The 14030-nt window shown below is 54.9% G+C and carries 10 protein-coding genes; all 10 read right to left on the reverse strand.

What is annotated here, in order from left to right; all coding sequences use genetic code 11:
• Positions 1 to 37: 37 nt before the first annotated feature.
• Positions 38 to 730 carry a T6SS protein Cts1T gene (locus EL098_RS17670; RefSeq protein WP_126357395.1) on the reverse strand — a complete coding sequence of 231 codons (693 nt, stop codon included), beginning with the start codon at positions 728 to 730 and terminating at the stop codon, positions 38 to 40.
• Positions 731 to 758: 28 nt separating this feature from the next.
• Positions 759 to 4592, reverse strand: coding sequence for a type VI secretion system membrane subunit TssM (gene tssM / locus EL098_RS17675; RefSeq protein ID WP_126357396.1), 3834 nt, complete (start codon positions 4590 to 4592; stop codon positions 759 to 761).
• 11 nt (positions 4593 to 4603) lie between these two features.
• Entirely contained in the window at positions 4604 to 5965 is a 1362-nt protein-coding gene (gene tssL / locus EL098_RS17680; protein WP_126357397.1) for a type VI secretion system protein TssL, long form, read from the reverse strand.
• Positions 5965 to 7311: a type VI secretion system baseplate subunit TssK gene (gene tssK, locus EL098_RS17685; protein WP_126357398.1), complete on the reverse strand. Its 1347-nt coding sequence runs from the start codon at positions 7309 to 7311 to the stop codon at positions 5965 to 5967. Before tssK ends, tssL begins: the two co-directional genes overlap by 1 nt.
• Before the next feature lie 3 nt (positions 7312 to 7314).
• The gene (tssJ, locus tag EL098_RS17690) at positions 7315 to 7851 is read right to left on the reverse strand and encodes a type VI secretion system lipoprotein TssJ (RefSeq protein ID WP_126357399.1); all 537 of its coding nucleotides are present in this window, start codon (positions 7849 to 7851) and stop codon (positions 7315 to 7317) included.
• A gap of 141 nt (positions 7852 to 7992) precedes the next feature.
• Positions 7993 to 8478: an Hcp family type VI secretion system effector gene (locus EL098_RS17695; RefSeq protein WP_126357400.1), complete on the reverse strand. Its 486-nt coding sequence runs from the start codon at positions 8476 to 8478 to the stop codon at positions 7993 to 7995.
• Between the two features lie 209 nt (positions 8479 to 8687).
• A complete protein-coding gene (gene tssC / locus EL098_RS17700) occupies positions 8688 to 10187 on the reverse strand; it encodes a type VI secretion system contractile sheath large subunit (RefSeq protein WP_126357401.1) in 1500 nt (499 codons plus the stop codon).
• Between the two features lie 15 nt (positions 10188 to 10202).
• Positions 10203 to 10727, reverse strand: a complete 525-nt coding sequence (gene tssB, locus EL098_RS17705) for a type VI secretion system contractile sheath small subunit (protein WP_126357402.1) — start codon at positions 10725 to 10727, stop codon at positions 10203 to 10205.
• Positions 10728 to 10813: 86 nt separating this feature from the next.
• Positions 10814 to 11401: a fimbrial protein gene (locus tag EL098_RS17710; protein WP_126357403.1), complete on the reverse strand. Its 588-nt coding sequence runs from the start codon at positions 11399 to 11401 to the stop codon at positions 10814 to 10816.
• Positions 11392 to 14028: a fimbria/pilus outer membrane usher protein gene (locus EL098_RS17715; protein WP_126357404.1), complete on the reverse strand. Its 2637-nt coding sequence runs from the start codon at positions 14026 to 14028 to the stop codon at positions 11392 to 11394. Before EL098_RS17715 ends, EL098_RS17710 begins: the two co-directional genes overlap by 10 nt.
• Between the last annotated feature and the right edge of the window lie 2 nt (positions 14029 to 14030).

Here is a 14030-nt window from a genome sequence, read left to right on the forward strand (position 1 = left end):
TGCGTGACATGTAATCACCCGATGCGTTGTCAATAACTTAGAAGGATGCGTCGGGCGGTTTAGCCTCAGCGCGTCGTAACGGGATCCTCTGAGAATCCACTATTTTTCTGTGCCGGCTTTGCCGCCAAATCCAGATACCCGCCTCCTGCTCAACACAGTCAGGCCAGTTCTTCCACGGCATAGCCTCAACACCATCACGGTTCCGAATGTGATAATCTTCCTGTGACCCCTCCCTGAGTAACACTTGAGAATGATTTTTGAATTGCCAGGCTGGCGTCAGTAACAGCGTCTCCCAGAACGGCGAATAAGCCCGCCTTAGCGCTTTTACCCACTGCCACAGCGGGCGCCAATTTTTCTCTGCCACGTCGCTATCAGGCACGGTGTTTAAAATCCTTGATGCCCAAAAAGTGAGTGGATATTCGTCCTGCAAATTTTTCTTCAGCCACGGCCACGGGGCCTCGCCGTAAATAATGACCAGCGATGGCTCCCCTCCTTTTCCTGGCCGCAGCATAAAAGCACCGCTATAAGCATCCTGTCCGCGCGAAGAGGGTGACGAAATCACAAAGGACCACGGATAGTGCTCTGGTAAATAATCGTCCGGTAGTGAGGAGCCAATGCCTGGCAGAATCTGTTGGGTAATAATGGAGCGCACCTCTCGCTGCTTTTTCCCCCTTCTGCGAAACAGGCCTGCACGCGACTCATCGACAAGTAAATACAGGCGTAGCAACATATTTTCCTCTGGCGAATAGTGGAGACAGTTATTGGTCCCCGGGACAGTGAAACGCTTTTAAGAGATCCCTGATGGGGGTTTCCCTGTACGTCAGGCCTGAGACCTGAATATTTGCCCGCCGCGAGTCCAGCTTATAAACCAGCACCGTTTCATCACCTTCGCTGGCCACCATATCGTCGGCGCTGTCCATCCAGCGGAATAACGCCCAAGGCCCGCTAAAGCTCAGAGACGAGGTTCCCGCCGTCACGCGCGGAGTAGCATTAATGCTGACCCGTGACGTCGTGCGTGAGGTTGGCCAGACGAGAGAAACAGGGGCCACCGGCCAGTGGGCATAGTTCACCTGTTTGCCATCAAAATTCATGTTCAGCTGCGTGATTGCCGGATCCAGATAGGGCACCGAAATATCGAAAGTGAGAGAGAGCTTTCGCCCGCCTTCAGACTGGAAGAACGCATCGCGAATCTCAGCCGCGCGTTCGAACACCTCAAGCGTTCCCTCGTTGTCCTCTACGTCACCTTTAAAGCGCCACGGGTGTGAAGAGGTGTCCACCTTGTCAGCCAGATTCTTTTTAAAGTACTCATCAACCAGGCCACCGGCGGCAAAGAAACGTTCAAAATCAGCAGGCTTCACGTCACGCTGGCTCCAGGCAAACGGATAGCGGTCCTGCAGGGTCGCTCGACAAACGCGACCAAGGTTTTCATCAATCCCTTCGCTGCTTTTGGCGATGGCTTCCTGATTGGCTCGCGTCCATGCCCCTTCCAGCAGCGGGGCAATTAAATTAGGGAGCGGATCGGGCCAGGTCTGCGACTCGGCGCCAATTTTTCTGGCCGTACTGGATAGCGCTACGGCATTGCCGTTCTTTAGCGCATCATCGTAAATAACGAATAACGTATATTGCTCGCTTAATGCGCCGAGCAGCTTGCTTAGCTCCGCACCAGGGCCAGCGCTACGCTCGCCCTCGGCGGGTTCACGGCTGCCGGTGACAAACTCGCGCAGGGGAGAAAAGTGATCATCCACTCGCTCCCGCAGCTGCTTTTTTTCCATAGCGGCATAGGCCAGGCTGACTTTGGCGGCCGCATTCAGGATCTGTCCCTTATTCGGCACCTTATCGAGCAGCGTTTTATTCTCTTTTCCGACCAGCGTGGTTTCCTGAACCGCCCGGTTCACCAGGTTAGCCAGCGGAGAATCCGACGCGCTCAGAGCCCGCAGCATATAAATATCCGCCGTCACGCCCGCGCTCCCGTAACCCAGCGGCAATACCTCCGTTTTGATCCGAATATTGCTGAGAAAGTCCTGCCAGTGCCGGGTGTACTCATCGAGATAGAGCGCCAGGACCTGCTGCTGCACCGGGTTAACCAGCGCGCCATTGTGGGCCATTTTTACCTGCGGTCTGGCGCCATGGTTGCCCTGCTCGTCGTCATGCCCCAGCACCCAGGCATCTTCACGCTCCAGCCACATCAGGCTGGGATCCATTTTTTTTTTAAACACGTCGTAGTAGCCCGAGCGCGTAAATAAACCGGGAACAGAGCTTTCAGCGTGCTCATCAATAACCGTAAAAAGATCGCTACTGCGTGACTTCGCCATTTCAGCGAGCGTTAGATCTGCGGGCGCATCCTGGGCCGCAGCGTCCTTGAGACGCTGGTACAGCCGGCTGGCCAAATCCTCGCGCTGCAGCAAAGCGCGCGCATATTTCACCAGTCCGTCGTCCACGGGTTGGCCATAGCGTCGCCACTCCGGAGAAGAAAGCAGATTTCTCAGATGGGAAACAAAGATCTGCCGCTCCTCATAGGGCTGAAGCTTCCCGCGTGCTTCCCACAGGTTGGTGATGCTCTCCGTCAGGTACTGGTGGTCGAATTTTCCCTGCCCGAAGACCTGCAAATAGAGCTTCAGCTGGTCATAGATACGCTCAGGCTTTCCGCTGTCGATCGCCTCCTGTAGCGCCAGCGTGGCTTGCTGTTCGATTTGCGGTAACAGCAGGCGCTGCAGGAAGTACTCGTAAAGTGAACCAGAGGCCTCAACCACATCGGTGCCGGTATACAGGCCATAACGCCAGTCGAGGGTTGGATTAAAGACATCCAGAGATCCATACTCCGGCAGAGACTGCGCCAGCATCAGGGTACGCGGCAGCAGGCTGTCGTTTGCCGAACTGACAAATCGATTAACTTCGGTGCCAAGGGCGGCAACGCGGGTCTTCACCTCGGCGAGATACTCCCGGTTGTTTCCGTAGCTGTTAAAGAAACCGTTCAGCAGAATAAAGGCGATAACAATGCTGAGCGTGTGGCCCAGCAAGCGCTGTAAACGAAACTTCGATTCATTCGCCAGGTTATGGCGCGCAAGATCCTTGTCCTTGACGATCACCTCGCTGAACAGCTGCTTAAGGAAGTACTGACGCCCGTAGGAGACGTCGTTTATCAGGAAGTCCCGATCCTTCGGCTGAGCGGTCAGGGTAGCCATCACCGTTGGCGTTTTGTGTTCTACATAGTTGAACCACTTACGCATAATGCTTTGGTTATTCACCAGGCTAAAATCGACCGGCTGGTGGCTACTGCAGAAGTAGATCCCACGCAGCAGGGTATAGCTTTGCGATTCGTTGTAGCGGGAGGCAAAGAAGATGTTATGGACGACGTCCGCCACCAGGCCGGACAGCAAATGGAAGTCCTGCGGCAGGGCATACATTTTTTTGCGGTCGCGGTTGTCGTACTCTTCCTGCTGGCGAACGATCATGTCGCGTTCGATCCGCTCCTCCAGCAGCCCCAGCTCCTCCCGGATTTGCCCGCTCAGCTCGGAAACCGGGGCAGTGCGCGCATCGCCGTAAGGGAAAGTCACGCCCCAGACCTGTTCACGCTCCTGCTCGGTTAAGATCCTGAAGTACTCGGCAAAGCCGGGCAGCTGATCCAGCTTGGTGACCAGAACGTACACCGGAAAACGCACGCCCAGGGTCTGACGCAGATCCTCAATTCTGGCGCGCAGGCTCGCCGCCAGCTCAAACAGTTCAGCCGTACTTCGACCTAAAAGATCGGCGGCGGAAAAGGTCACCACGGCGCCGTTCAGCGCCCGGACAGGCCGGTATTTTTTTAACGCTTTGAGTATCGCTCGCCACTCGCTGAGGTTCTGCTCAGGATCGCTAACGTACTTACCCGCGGTGTCCACATAGATGGCGTCATTGGCGAACCAGCATTTGCAGTTACGCGTTTGCTCTGCGGATTTGCCCACCTGGTTGAGCTGCTCCGGTAGCGGGAAGTTTTGCCCGGAGGCCAGAATTGCTGAGGTTTTCCCGGCGTCATCGGTGCCCAGCACCATATACCACGGCAGCAGATCGAGCGGTTTGCGCGCTAAAATCACCCGCTGGAAGAAAGAGAGCGTACTGCGGTTTTTGTTAACGTACTCAACGGCGTTGCCAATGGCCGCCGCCGCTTCTGACGTATCATTTTCGACCGCAGGCTCTTTGCCACGGGTAAATTTATCCAGCAGTTTCGGGTTATCTTTCAGCGCCAGCAGCAGCAGCCAGAGGCCGTAAAGCAGCGCCACAAAAAGCATAACCGCAATGACGATCAGCCTGATGCTCACCGGCTCCAGCGGATGCGTTTCCCCCACCAGCAGGAACGGCCCCAGCACCCAGACCACCACGCAAAGCGCGGCGGTGACCATAATGAAAACCGGCCAGCGTAGCCAAAGGCTGACCAGGCAAAATGCCGCCAGCAGGATAAAAATGATGCGTGATTCTATGCTTAGCAGCGGGCGCGACTCGCCGAACCCAAAGAAGGGGCCCAGGAACCAGATAGCGGCAACCAGTAGCCCGATGCAGCAGATAATCAGCAGCGTCTTCAAAAACCGCGCCGCGAAGACTCTATTCAAATAAGACATTGTCGCTCTCGTTAATACGTGACAAAAAACTCTACGCGGCGATTCTTCGCCCGTCCCTGAGCGGTAGCATCGGAGGCCAGCGGCTGGCTGCTCCCCACCCCTTCGACTTTCACCTTGCTCTCCGGTACGCCCGCCTCAATGAAATAGCGGGCCACTTCGGCGGCTCGTTTTTCAGAAAGCACCACGTTGTTAGGCAAGCCCGGTCGGCTGATCGGCGTGGCGTCGGTATGGCCGACAATCACGATATCGCCGTTAACGCGACGGACTTCACGGGCCACTCGCTCAATGACCTTGACCATCTCCGGCTGAACCCGGGTTGAGCCGGACAAGAACAGGGAGTCGCCTTTCAGCACGACTTTGCTTTGCTTTTGCGTTTCATCCACGCTGAGCAGCTGCCGCTGAATTTCGTTGCGGAGTAAAATGCTCAATCTGAGGCGCATTTTCACCTGCGGCACGCTGACCTTAATGTTTTTCATCGCATTGATATTGCTGGTAATTCTTGTGCTATTCACCAGCAGAGAGTACTTACACCAGATAAAGGCAGAGGCCACCAGAATGCCGGCGCAAAGCGCGGTGATCCTGACGGGCACCACCAGCCTTTCATGGCGAACCGGCCCCTGGGGCTGAAGCCCGTGCGGCGACAGGATCGGCTGAGTGGTATTGCGCGTGCTTTGGATTAACGTCAGCAGGCGCTGGCGGATCTTGGTGAGCTGGCGATCGCCGTCTTCAATGATGCTGTAACGCCCCTCAAAGCCGAGGCCAAGGATACGCAGCAGCACTTCCAGGACGTCGGCAAACTCGCTCGGGTTCATCGACAGACGGCCAATAAGCAGGAAGAACTTATTCCCGCCGTCGTTATCCCCTTCAAAATGGTTCAGCAGGTTGCTCTGAGACCAGCCGGCTTCAAGCCCCCACGGCGCGGTATGTGCCGCTTCATCAAGCGCGGTACACAGGCAATAGCGAACAATCGCCATTTTTTTCCACGGGATATTCACTTCATCGCAGACGATGCCGAAGAGATTAATCTGGCTCTTAAGCGTGTTTTTCAGGATCTCAACGTGCGCCAGATCGCCGATCTGCTCTGGCATATCGCTGAGCGCACGCAGCAGCGGCTGGGCGGCCTCAAGCAGCGGGTTCTCAGCGGCGCTGACTTTGATCATGCGCTGCTGGACGCTTTCGCTTCTTAACGTCCGATCGTTCCCGGCCGTTCGCTCGCCGCTGCCGGATGCGTGAGGTTGAGCCGTCGGGGTGGCCTCCGGCTCCTGGATCCAGTCTCCCTGCTCATCAAGAAGAAACCGCCCCAGCGCCTGAGGAGAAGTGTCCTCCTCCTGCGTGGCGCCAGGCGTTGTGTTCTGATTAATCTCGTCTTTCATCAGGTCCGGATTCCCCAAAGTTCCATTTTCAGGCCTGGGAACTCACCGGCAACGTGCAGCGCCAGCGCGCCGGTTGCCGAGATCTTTTCCCAGAAAGGTCCGTTTTTAAGCAGCTCGAAATAGACATAACCCGTACTGTAAGGAATTTGCCGGGGCGGCACAGGCAGCCCCTGCAGGACCAGGCCGGGTAAGTGTGAACGAACCAGCTCGTGCAGCTGCTGCGGGGCGCTGATTTTGGCCTGGGCCTGGAACTGCTGCTGAAGCACATCCATCGGCAGTTGGGCATGAACGGCCAGCACCAGGTTAGAGAAGGAACGCAGCTCGTTAGGCAATACGGAGGCGGCCCAGACGCCGTTCCCTTTCGCATGCAGGTCGATGAGCTGGCCCGCACGAACCAGGATCTGGTTGAGAAGATCGTGTACATCATCCACCAGCGGACGAATCGAAGGGTAAAGCCGCGCATGGTCATACCCCGGCGCCGGCTTTGGACGCCGGGTTTTGGTTCGTACAAATGTCGAAAGCTCGCCCGCGAGCTTGGCCAGCTCTTCATACAGCACGATGGGCGGCAGCTCCGGAATATGGCGTAAGTGATCGAGGATAGGCTCGTACTTGTTGAAGATTTGCAGCAGGAGATAATCCACAATTTCCGCGCTGGCGCTGGCTTTACCGTCCGACGATGAGAGGCGATTAGCCAGCATGCCTGCACGCATTTTGACCAGGCCGTTAAGGTGGGTAAGCCATTCGCCCAGCAACGGGTTTGCCGCGTAGCCGGTTACCGGCGGGATATAGTCGTCCGTATGAAGCAGCACGCTACCGTCTGGCTGAATCGCCTTCACGCGCGTCAGCGGAAGGCCGATCCAGGACTCGGTCATTTCGGTTTCTGAAACCAGCCTCAGCCTCAGCTGAGCAAGCTGTACCGGCTTCGGCCCCTGGCGAATTGCGTTGGTATCACACAGCTCGGCTTCCTGCGCGCGGAAACGCGCCAGCGAGCTGGCATCATGCTGGCTAAAAATAGTTTCATCGCTGTTATCCAGCCGCAGCGGCACCGCCAGATAGATCATTTTGCCCAGGTGCTCGGGCAGGATCGTCAGCGGTTCGGGCAAATCTGCGTGATCGGGAACATCGAACGGCGTGCCATCGGGAAGCACGCCGCGGGCGGTGCGTAAAACCAGCTTGCCGTAGGACAAAGCTTCACGATCGATTTCATACTGCGAGAACCCCCAAAAGAAGGGGCTGAGGGTAGAGGCTCTTTTGTGGGCGAAATATTCAAAGTAGCGCTCTTGCTGTTGAAAAAGCTGCGGGCGCAGAAACAGCCCTTCGCTCCAGACGACTTTATTTGTTCTCATGGTTTAATCCATTTTTTTAATTGTAATTGCTGTTTTTTGGAAACGTGCTTGCAGGGTCAGCGAATCGTCGCTAAACGGGGTTCGCCACCACGATTTTTTCTTTTCCGGCGGCGTCCAGGTGGCCAGCCAGATCGCATCATTCAGATCTCGGTAAGCTCCAATAAAACCCAGCGTTTTGCTGTCGCCATCGGTCTTAATAATTACGCTGCGCGACTCGCCCGGCTGGAGAATGGCTTCATACTCTTTTGATGCAGCAGCCTGTAGGGCCTTGCTGTTTCCTTCTACAATTTCAAAAAAATCGGCATTGGTGAAAACATCACGCTCTTTGACGTTATAAATAAATATATTGAGCGGTGCCGGATGGCCGCCATCGTTAGGATTGATATCTTTGTCTGCAACCAGATTAATTTTTATTTCACCGGCCTCAGGTTGTTTATCGCTGCCGCTGCTGCAGGAGAGTAATAAAGCCCCCAGCCCCATCATCAGCACCCACTTCACGAGTTCCAACCGGTATTTTTTTATGCCTGTTTTGCGAAACATATCCCTATCCACGCACTTTATTTCCTGAACGATGTGTGTCGTATTCACGCGCGACCCGTGCAGGAGGCGAGATACCCCACCGCCCTGCCTGGAGAAAGTTTTGCCGCCGAAGCGGCAAAACTCATTGATAACCCTGCAGTATTAGCTGCGCAGGTTAGCTTTAACGTCGTAGCTGGTAGAGATAACACCAGATTTGGCGCCTTCCGCATTCTGCATCACGTAATCCTGAGTGAGCTTGGTGAAGGCGAAGGTGACTTTCTCGCGTGGACGGGTTTCGTCTTCGCTTGAGCCCGCAGTTTCAACGTGAGTAATAATGACGTCGGTGAATTTCAGCGTCAGATACTCAAGCGGATCGCCGCCGGCTTTACGAATCACGAACTGGATGTCTTTAATGTGTTTACCGGACAGGCAGTAGCTCAGCAGGTTAGTACTGGCTTTGTCGACATAGTGCTCGAAGCAGAAATCGTCAACCGTGGCTTTACCAGAACCACCGCCGGAACCGCTGTGCATATTTGAGTGCTGTGAAGTTGCCCAGCGCCATGCGAGCACTTCGATCTCATTTTTATGGGTAGCATCCAGAGACTCGCCTTCGATGCCATCAATTTTAATAAACATATCCTGAGCCATAATATTTCCTTTTCAGCTCTCAATTAAGAGTGTCACACGGTGTGTAACGTTAAAATTAAGTCGCAGAAATAATTTCATTATTATGAAATTCCTCTACAACATTTTCGGCGCGCAAGAATCCCCGGCGCAGCCGCACCACTAAAGAATAATGAAGTGATTATTCTTTATTTAAATTGCCTGATTCAGACAACCTTTTTTAAATTGCCTTATCAGGCAACATCTTTCAGCGAAGGTAATTTAGCTACCATACGCAGTGAAACCGTCAGGCCTTCCAGCTGGAAGTGTGGACGGAGGAAGAACTTCGCCTGGTAATAACCCGGGTTACCTTCAACATCCTCAACCACCACTTCGGCTGCGGCCAGAGGGCGACGAGCTTTGGTTTCCTGTGAAGAGTTCGCCGGGTCACCGTCCACGTAGTTCATCACCCAGTTGTTCAGCCAGCGCTGCATATCTTCACGCTCTTTGAAGGAGCCGATCTTGTCGCGCACGATGCACTTCAGGTAATGCGCGAAGCGCGAGCAGGCGAACAGATAAGGCAAACGTGCAGACAGGTTGGCGTTTGCCGTTGCGTCCGGATCGTAGTATTCAGCAGGCTTCTGCAGCGACTGGGCGCCAATAAACGCCGCATAGTCGGTGTTTTTACGGTGCACCAGCGGAATAAAACCGTTTTTAGCCAGCTCGGCTTCGCGACGGTCAGAAATAGCAATTTCGGTTGGGCATTTCATATCCACACCGCCATCGTCGGTCGGGAAGGTGTGGCACGGAAGATCTTCCACCACGCCGCCGCTTTCCACGCCGCGAATCATGGTGCACCAGCCGTAATGTTTGAATGAACGGTTGATGTTCACCGCCATCGCATAGGCCGCGTTAGACCAGACGTACTTGCTGTGATCGGCGCCGTCGGTGGTCTCTTCGAAGTTAAAGTCATCGACCGGATTGGTATTGATGCCGTACGGCAGACGCGCCAGGAAGCGCGGCATCGCCAGGCCGATGTAACGAGAATCCTCAGACTGGCGCAGCGAGTTCCAGGCCGCATATTCCAGGTTTTGGGTAAAGATTTTCGTCAGATCGCGTGGGTTAGCCAGCTCCTGCCAGGAGTCCATCTGCATCACAGACGGCGCCGCACCGGTGATAAACGGCATATGGGCAGAGGCGGCCACTTTGCCGATGGAAGAGAGCAGATCCACGTCCGGGGCGCTGTGGTCGAAATGGTAGTCCGCCACCAGGCAGCCATAAGGTTCGCCGCCGAGCTGACCATACTCTTCTTCATAGATTTGCTTAAACAGCGGGCTCTGATCCCAGGCAATCCCTTTATAGCGCTTCATATTGCGGCGCAGATCGTTTTTAGAGATGTCCATAAAGCGCAGCTTCAGCTTTTCATCCGTCTCGGTGTTGTACACGAGATAGTGCAAACCGCGCCACGCGCTTTCAAGGCGCTGGAACTCTTCATGATGCAGGATCAGGTTGATCTGCTCGGAGAGCTTCATGTCGATTTCAGCGATGATAGCCGCGATGTTTTTATAGGCGTCATCGGCCATGGTGATCGAGGTGCTTAGCGCCTGCTCTGCCAGGGTTTTGACCGCCATTTCCACCGCAGATTTCGCCTGATCGGACTTCGGCTTAAATTCGCGGGTCAGTAAAGCGCTAAAATCGCTTTGGGTGGTGGCCTGCGCGGCGGCCTGTTTAGTTGTTTCTGCTTGAGTAGCCATTATTCTCTCTCTTCATCACTTTTGGGACGTGGCTTCATCAGCCTGTTTTGGCTTTGGCGACGAAGCCAGCGTGTTCAGCAGCGACTTATCGTTCAGCACTTTCATCACCAGACTTTCCGCCCCGGCTTTACCGTCCATATAGGTCTGCAGGTTGGCAAGCTGGGTTCTCGCCTCCAGCAGCTGCGATAAGGAATCCACCTTGCGGGCAATCGCATCCGGCGCGAAATCGTCCATGCTGTCGAAGGTCATATCGACCATCAGCTGCCCTTCGCCCGTCAGGGTGTTAGGGACAGCGAACGCGACGCGCGGACGCATAGCTTTCATGCGCTCGTCGAAGTTATCGATATCGATGCTGAGGAATTTCCTGTCGGCGACAGGCGGCAGCGGCTCAAGCGGCTTACCGGACAGATCGGCCAGTACGCCCATGACAAACGGCAGCTCAATTTTCTTTTCACTGCCATAAATTTCCACGTCGTACTCGATCTGCACGCGCGGCGCACGGTTACGTGCGATGAATTTTTGCGAATTGCTTTTGCTCATAGTAGTCAATACTCTTTAATAACCGTTTATGGATAAACCGTCGTTTGTTTGATGGTTAACGTTCAAATAGTCAGCAAGCCTCCCTGTTATTTATAAACAAGCTCAACCCCCGCTACGGCATGTACCCGGCCCGCAGTTACGGTCGAATTTCCTTTTGCGTAATAGCTCGCTATAAAACGGTGGCTTAATGGGTCAGCCATGGCGGAAATGACGTAGTCCTGCCCTGTGTCAGCATTATCAATAATGACCTGCGAACTATTTTCTTTACGCAATCTAATCTGCACAGCGTTGCTTAGGTCGTCTCCGGTGTTATTCACCAGGTTACCCGTGTCGATATCGGCTGCGGACATTGCGCTATTAAAAAATACCGTGATCGTTCGACTGGCCGGGCAATCCTTTAGCGTAATATCAAACGGCACGCTGCCGGCTTCGCTGCCGTCGCGGCTCAGCGTGGCCACGGCAACACGCGGAAGCGTAACAATCTCGTTGCTGCTGGCGTTGTTAATCGCCACAGTGCAGGTTTCATCGGTGTAATTACCGGTAAAAAATACGTCTATCGAACAGTCGGTTAAACAGGCATTCGCCGAAGCGAAAACCTGGCTCCCGACCAGGGCCGCATAAAAGATGCCACGTAATGTGCTGCGTCCCGCAGTGCTACGATTAATTAATGACATAGGACCTCTACCTGCGTTACCGAGCCACGCGAGCTTTTAATTTTATTGGCAATATTGCTGTCTGCATAAATGGTGCAGAGGCGTTGACCCGAAGCACTTTTTAAATACAGATTACTTTTCTCTGCCTGCCAGCCTCGAATAAAGGCCATGCCGCCCTGACCAATAATGCCGAGACTGCTGTCACGCTCATCGTAAACATCCATACCGATAGGCAATGGCTGCCCTTTGCGATCTCTTACGAAAAGCACAACCGGCTCGCCAACGAGGGTCTTGACGTTAACTTTTACCGCCGCCCCCATGCGCGGAATAACCGTATTTTCACTTTCCAGCACGTCTACCGTGTCCGGCAGGCCGCGGGTATTAACCGCGACGATATTTTCGCGGTACGGCGTCAGAGAAGGCACGATGGCAAAACCGTTGGCGTCAATTCTTGAGCCATAGCCGTTAAGCAGGGTGGCGCCTTCCGCCCCTTCCGCCTCAACGAGGGCAAACGGATAATCCCCCAGCCGCGGGCCGGCGGTAATGCCGCCGCGATGCGCGATCAGGCTGCCGTTAGCCGAGAACGAAAGCTGGTTCGATTTGTTCCCTACGGATGCCGTGGATCCGAACTGCCCGAACGGCGAGTTGTAGTTCACGTTGCCGTTAAACACGCTGCGTGTGCCGGAGTTTCTGCCTTTATTCACCGCAGTCCCGATGCCGTAATTCAGCTCGTTCTGTTCGCCCTGGCTGCCGATAGCGTTCATCTGAAGCGCACTCCCGCCCTGATTGTCGTGGCTCACAGAGGAGTAAAGCGTGTTAAAGACCGGCTTATTGGTAATGCTGGTCTGTCCCAGCGGAACGCTGATGGAGAACATCACGTTATCGACATTCTCTCCGTCGCTGCTGTAAGCCCGTGATGCCGATATCGCCCAGGAGAAATAGCGCTCGGATTTGTTGTACGACAGCATGTACTGGCTGGTAGACGATCGATCGTCCCAGTAGCTGTAAAAGTTGCCTGATAGATTCAGGCGCGCGCCGTTCCACAGCGGCTGCCCGACGTTAACGGTAAAACGCTCCCTGGTCCGATAATCGACGATAAAATTGTCGTTTTTGGCGCCGTAGCGCTCCATAGCCGCATCACGCAGGCTATAAAACCCTTTTGAAGAGTAGCGATAGGCCGCAAGCGTAACGTCGGTGGAGGTGGCATCCAGATATTTACTGAAACCCACGTTATAGCTGTTGCCGCTGGAAACCCTTCCATTGCCAAGCTGGCTGCGGGCGCGGGTCACATCCATTGAAATCCCGCCCAGCGAGGTATTAAACGCGTGGCCAATCCCCAGCGAGCTGTAGTTGTCGGCGAGCTGCCCGCCGCCGTACAGCGTGTACATGTTGCCAATACCGTACTGGTAAAAACCCTGCGCCACTCCCGGCTCTTCTTTCAGCGAGTCATCCTTCAGCTTGCCCACGGTCACGCCAAAACGTGAAATGCCATCGTGCAGCAGCATCGGCGGGGAGGAGAAGGGCACAACCTGGGTTCTCTGGCGGCCATCGGCTTCGGTAACGGTAACCTGCAGGTCACCGCCGTAGCCCATCGCGCCAATATCGCTAAGCTCAAAGGCGCCCGGCGGCACGGTGGTTTCATAGAGGATTTGACCACGCTGCCTGACCTGCACTTTTGCGTTGGTCTCCGCGAACCCACGCACCAGCGGGGTGTAGTAGCGGAAGCCATCCGGCAACATACGATCGTCGGACTGGAGCTGAACCCCGCGCACCGTCATGCTGTCGAACAGATCGCCGCTGGTCGTGCTATCGCCCAGCGTTAACTGGCTTTTTAAAGCGGGAATATCGCGCTGCAGATAGGTAAACAGAGACTGGCTTCTGGACGATTCACCGTCGGTCCAGGTGGTGTTAAACCGCTTACGCAGACGCCAGTCGAAAAAATTCAGCCCCGTTAACAGGCCAAGGTTGCCGCTCACGGAATGGCCGTTTTGACCGTCAAAACGGTCACGGGTCTGCTGGACGTAGATGTTCGAGTTATAGTCCACGAGCCCAACCGGCACGCCAGAATCCCACGTGTTCGGGTCGGTGTAGCCGCGAGGGAATTGCACCATAGAGGCCTGGGGGACAACCACATCAAGATGGAAGTCACCGGACTGATAATTAGCGCTGCCGCCGTCAACCCAGCGATCGATAGTGGTGCACTGCTTTTCGCTGCCCGGATCGTCGCGGCCCCCGGCACCATCAAAAGGATCGTGAGAAATTTTAATGCCCATCTGGGCAAGCTGGCTTTGGCTCAGGCAGGGGACCGCGCCGCTGCTGCCCTCTACGGCCTTAAACAGAACCTTATACTGACCACGCGCCACACCGTTGACCGCAACCTGGATCTTATACTCGCCTGCCGGCGCCGGGTTTCCTTCGGCATAGCGAGAAACATCTATGCTCTGTCCGTGGATAAAGGCGCTGTTAAACTTTACGCTTTCAGGACGAGAGCCCTCCTCATTTCGGACAGCCGGGATCGGGCTGTTTCCCTGTGCCAGCACGGAAAAACTCGCGCCTAAAGAAGCCATAAGGATATGGCGGACTGCAAACGCTATCTTCGATTCGCGAGTGACCTGTCGTACATATTTTTTGCTTTCTTTTAGTTTCACGT

It is taken from the genome of Cedecea lapagei (genome assembly GCF_900635955.1).
In the GTDB taxonomy this organism is placed as follows: Bacteria; Pseudomonadota; Gammaproteobacteria; order Enterobacterales; family Enterobacteriaceae; genus Cedecea; species Cedecea lapagei.

Excerpts from the sequence above, each read along its gene's own strand:
- tssM (WP_126357396.1), bottom strand. The coding sequence starts at position 4,592 with ATGTCTTATTTGAATAGAGTCTTCGCGGCGCGGTTTTTGAAGACGCTG.
- EL098_RS17695 (WP_126357400.1), bottom strand. The coding sequence starts at position 8,478 with ATGGCTCAGGATATGTTTATTAAAATTGATGGCATCGAAGGCGAGTCT.
- tssJ (WP_126357399.1), bottom strand. The coding sequence starts at position 7,851 with ATGTTTCGCAAAACAGGCATAAAAAAATACCGGTTGGAACTCGTGAAG.
- tssL (WP_126357397.1), bottom strand. The coding sequence starts at position 5,965 with ATGAAAGACGAGATTAATCAGAACACAACGCCTGGCGCCACGCAGGAG.
- EL098_RS17670 (WP_126357395.1), bottom strand. The coding sequence starts at position 730 with ATGTTGCTACGCCTGTATTTACTTGTCGATGAGTCGCGTGCAGGCCTG.
- tssK (WP_126357398.1), bottom strand. The coding sequence starts at position 7,311 with ATGAGAACAAATAAAGTCGTCTGGAGCGAAGGGCTGTTTCTGCGCCCG.
- tssB (WP_126357402.1), bottom strand. The coding sequence starts at position 10,727 with ATGAGCAAAAGCAATTCGCAAAAATTCATCGCACGTAACCGTGCGCCG.
- EL098_RS17710 (WP_126357403.1), bottom strand. The coding sequence starts at position 11,401 with ATGTCATTAATTAATCGTAGCACTGCGGGACGCAGCACATTACGTGGC.
- tssC (WP_126357401.1), bottom strand. The coding sequence starts at position 10,187 with ATGGCTACTCAAGCAGAAACAACTAAACAGGCCGCCGCGCAGGCCACC.